General features: G+C 68.6%; 4 protein-coding genes. 1 reads left to right on the top strand and 3 read right to left on the bottom strand.

The window, feature by feature from the left end:
• Together CQY20_RS33340 and CQY20_RS33335 are read right to left on the bottom strand one after the other, a co-directional pair.
• Positions 1–675: DUF222 domain-containing protein (locus tag CQY20_RS33340; RefSeq protein WP_165789329.1), on the bottom strand; the 675-nt coding region annotated here is incomplete at its 3' end.
• A 37-nt stretch (positions 676–712) separates the two neighbouring features.
• Positions 713–1,033, bottom strand: coding sequence for a hypothetical protein (locus CQY20_RS33335; RefSeq protein ID WP_097945559.1), 321 nt, complete (start codon positions 1,031–1,033; stop codon positions 713–715).
• Positions 1,034–1,268: 235 nt separating this feature from the next.
• Here CQY20_RS33335 and CQY20_RS33330 point away from each other — a divergent pair, with 235 nt between their 5' ends.
• Positions 1,269–1,883, top strand: coding sequence for an FHA domain-containing protein (locus tag CQY20_RS33330; RefSeq protein ID WP_097945556.1), 615 nt, complete (start codon positions 1,269–1,271; stop codon positions 1,881–1,883).
• On the opposite strand, the gene CQY20_RS33325 is transcribed toward CQY20_RS33330, so the two are convergent.
• On the bottom strand, positions 1,876–3,841 hold a 1,966-nt coding region (locus CQY20_RS33325; protein WP_109789788.1), incomplete at its 5' end, for a Kelch repeat-containing protein. The genes CQY20_RS33330 and CQY20_RS33325 overlap by 8 nt on opposite strands.

Below are 3,841 nucleotides of genomic sequence, written 5' to 3'. Positions count from 1 at the left end.
GGGGTCGTCGGGGTTGAGCATGCCGGGGGCGGCCCATTTGGCGGCGACGGCTTCCCAGAGCGCGGCCAGTTCGGGGTCGAAGTTGCCGCGTACGGGCGTCATGCCGTCGGGTTGTTGTTTGCCGAGGCTGAAGTAGCTGCGGCGGGCGCGGTCGGCGTCGGTGAGTTCGCCTTCGGCGTCGAGCAGCACCGCCAGATGCTCAGCCGCCGCCCGCAACTCTTCTGGGGGCAGACCTGAGGCGATGTGGGCGAGGTCGGCTTCGGCGGCTTGGCGGGTGGTGGCGTCAATGAAGCCGGGGAGTCGGCGGAAGAAGCGCCTGATGATGGCGATGTGTTCGGCGCCGATGGCGCCACGGCGCTGCGCGGCGGCGGTGTGGGCCAGCACCGGCTCGAGATCTTGGCCAGTCAGCCCGCGGCGCGGGGCCAGGTCGGCGGCCTCCTTGACGCGGCGGCGGGCTTCTTCTTTCGAAATCCGCAGCGCGGTGGACAGTGCCCGCGCCGGCGAGCGATCCCCGAGATCGGCTTTGGGCAGCTCGGCGACCGCGGCCACCAGCCGGTGGCGCACCGCCTCCATCCGCCGCACCAGCGTCTCCCACTGATAGGCCACCGCGATCCGCTCGGCCGCCGGCAACCCATCCAACGACTCGACCAGCAACGCATCGACCTGCGCATCCATCGCCGCCATACACTGCGAAACCGCGGAACCCATGACGCTAGGCCGACGGCCGGTCCACGTCGCGCGAATAGATGGCGCCTGCGACGCGTCGCTCCGCCTCGGCCAGCGAAATCCGCAGCCGTCGCGATAACACCTCCGGCCAGGATGCCCCGCCGAACTGGGCCGGCACGCCCTCGGTGATGAGTCGGCCGACCAAGCGGCGGTCGAAGTCCGCCAGCTTGCGGCCCAGTTCGTCGATCCGTTGCAACAGTTGAATGCGCTCGGATCTGGTCAGTGTGTGTAGAGGCAGCCCGAGCAGCCTGCGGTGAGCTGCGTCGACGGCGTCCAGCGCCGAGATGATCTCGTCTTTCGAACTCATATCTCGAACACTAGTTCGAACCGCCGACAAATCCGTCGACCTTACCTCCCAGATAGCAAGTTCTTCCCACGGCGGTCGAAAAGCTCGCCTCCTGGCGATTACCGAAACGCCCCGCGCTCGCGACGATGAATGCCAACCCCGAAACCGTCCTGCTGCGCACACTGCGGCGCGGCGCACGCATTAGCAGGCCGCGCAGCCGCAATCTAGGTCAGAATTGCTGCCATAGGAGGTCCGCATGACGTCCCACCTGGAAGTGTCGAAGCCTTCGGGCCGGGAGCTGATCCCATTGACCGGCCAGCGAGTGACGCTCGGCAAGTCCTCGACGAACGCGGTGGCGCTCTCGCACGACGAAACCGTCTCGCGGCTGCACGCCGTCCTGGAAAACCTCGGGTTCGCCTGGTCCATACGGGATTTGGGCAGCCGCAACGGAACCTATCTCAACGGCGAACGCATCACCGCAGAACGTGTCCTGCGATCCGGTGACGAGCTGCGCCTCGGGGCCACGCGCCTGATGTTCTGGGAAGTCAGGGACAGCGGCGAAACGCGTGAGGAAGAAACGGTTACCGCCCAGCCCTCACAACTGCCGCCCCGGCTGACGCGTCGAGAGCTCGACGTGCTCATGGCACTGTGCAGGCCCCTGGTGTCCGACGACCCGTTCCCCGAACCCGCATCGGTGCGACGGATGGCAGCCGAACTGGTAGTCACCGAGGCCGCCGTCAAGCAGCATCTGCAGAACCTGTACGACAAGTTCGACATTCCCGCCGAAGGCGATCGCCGGGTACGCCTGGCCAACGAGGCGCTGCGCCGCGGCGCGGTCACCATCGCCCAACTCCGCGAAAACGCTACGTGAAGTCCAGCGCCTCCACCGTCGCGATCGGGCCCTCGTGCGACGGGCGGTCGGCGCCGCCGATGCAGTAGACGGTGTTGCCGACGGCCGCGACGACCTCGGCGTGACGCGCTTCGTTAAGCGAGGCAACGGAACGCCACTTGCCGGTGGCGATGTCGTACATCTCGACGGTTGCAAGCACCCGGGTGGGCTCCTCACCGCCGGCCGCCACGATCCGGCCATCGACATACGCGGCGCCGTAGCTGCCGCGCGGCGTCGGCATGTTCGGCAACTTCTCCCATTCACCGGAGGCAGGGTCGAACCGCTCGAACGCGCCGGAGTTCTCGTCGGCGGACAGGAAGCGTCCACCGACCGCGTACACATACGTGCCGTCGGAAACGGCCGCCAAATGCTCACGGGGAGTGGGCATATCGGCCGCTTCAGTCCAGGACTTCCCGTCGAACACCTCGGTCGGCGCCACCAGCTGCTTCTCGTTCTGCCCGCCGACGACGACGAGCTTGTCACCGATGGCGGTCGCCGCGGCCGCGGCGCGGGCATACTTGAGCGGCGGAAGCTCTTCCCACTTTCCGTCGCGCAGCGTGAAGACCTTGTTCGACGCCTCGGCGAGGTTCTCTGTGGTGCCGCCGAGCACCACCATCTGCCCGCGGTATGCGGCGGCCGTCGCATGATGCAGCGGGACCGGCAGCGAAGGCTGCTGCTGCCAGTCGCCCGTCTGCGGGTCGTAGGTCTCGACTACGTCGAGGGTTTCGCCGTGGCGCATGCCGCCTGCGATCCAGATCTTGTCGTCGACAACGGCCCACGCCATCATCAACCGCGGCGTGGGCGCATCGGGCAGCGCCCGCCACTCCGTCACCGGCTGCGGCCGGCGCGCGGCCAGCTTCAGTGCTTCGGCCGACGACGTGACCTGCCCGTCGCCAGGACCCGTCGAACCGCCTATGGCGTATACCGACCTGCCGACGGCGGCAACGCCCAACCCGTGCCGGGGACTCGCCATGTCCGGCAGGTCGGACCAGGTCGATGCGGAGAGATCGAGCGCCGCAACGCTTTTGAGCACCTGCTGGCCGGACTTGCCTCCGACGGCCACCAGTCGCCCGTCGGCGATCGCCACGCCGAAGTCGCTGCGCGGTTGCGGAAGCGGCGGCAGGCTGGTCCACGTGTCCGCGGCGGGGTCGTACACCTCGACGGCCATCACGTCGAACGTGCCGTCGTTGCCGCCGACGGCGTAAACCAACTTCTCGTCGGAAGCGGCGGCCAACAGTTGTCGCGCCGTCGGCATCGGGGCCCCCAACTTCCATGTGGACCCGTCGAAGATCTCGGTGCTGTTCAACGGCTTTCCGGCGGCATCGACGCCGCCGGCGACGATGATCCGGTCGCCGACAACCGCGGCCGCGCCCGCGGCCCTGGGCTGCAACAACGGCGGCAGCGAGACCCAACGGCTGTTGACCACTCGCCACACCTGATCGGTCGCGACCCGTGTGTTGCTGCCGTCGGTTCGCCAGCCGCCCAGCACGACCGGGGTGCCCTGCCACGTCACCGCCATCGCATGCTGCACGGGAACGGGCAGCGCGTCACCGCTCTTCCAACTGTCGATGGCCGGGTCGTAGCCCTCGTGCCTTCCCGTGACGCGGTTGTCGGCCGCCATGCCGCCGAAAATCCAGATGGTGCCGTCGGCGTCGGTTGCGGCGACGGCGTCACGGGCGACACGGGCATTGGCGATCGGTTGCCATCCGGCCTGCGCCTCGGCGGTCGGTTGGCTCGGCGCGACGGCCTCGGTGGCCGGAGTCTCCCGAGATGAGATGAAGTAGATGCTGCCGAGCACCAGCACCAGCACCGCCAAGGCCGCACCTGCCGCGAGAAGAACCTTCCTGCGGCCCGGCTTCTTCGGCGGCGGAGGCGGGGCGGAGGCCGGCGACTCCGGCGGCGGTGGTGGCGCGCGGCCCGTCGCCGGGCACGACCAGGAC

Source organism: Mycolicibacterium agri (assembly GCF_002553505.1).
Lineage (GTDB): Bacteria > Actinomycetota > Actinomycetes > Mycobacteriales > Mycobacteriaceae > Mycobacterium > Mycobacterium agri.
The sequence above is the reverse complement of the archived record's forward strand: the minus strand, read 5'-3'. Positions and strand labels throughout refer to the sequence as shown.

Coding starts and splice junctions, on each gene's coding strand:
- CQY20_RS33335 (WP_097945559.1), bottom strand. CDS start 1,033: ATGAGTTCGAAAGACGAGATCATCTCGGCGCTGGACGCCGTCGACGCA.
- CQY20_RS33330 (WP_097945556.1), top strand. CDS start 1,269: ATGACGTCCCACCTGGAAGTGTCGAAGCCTTCGGGCCGGGAGCTGATC.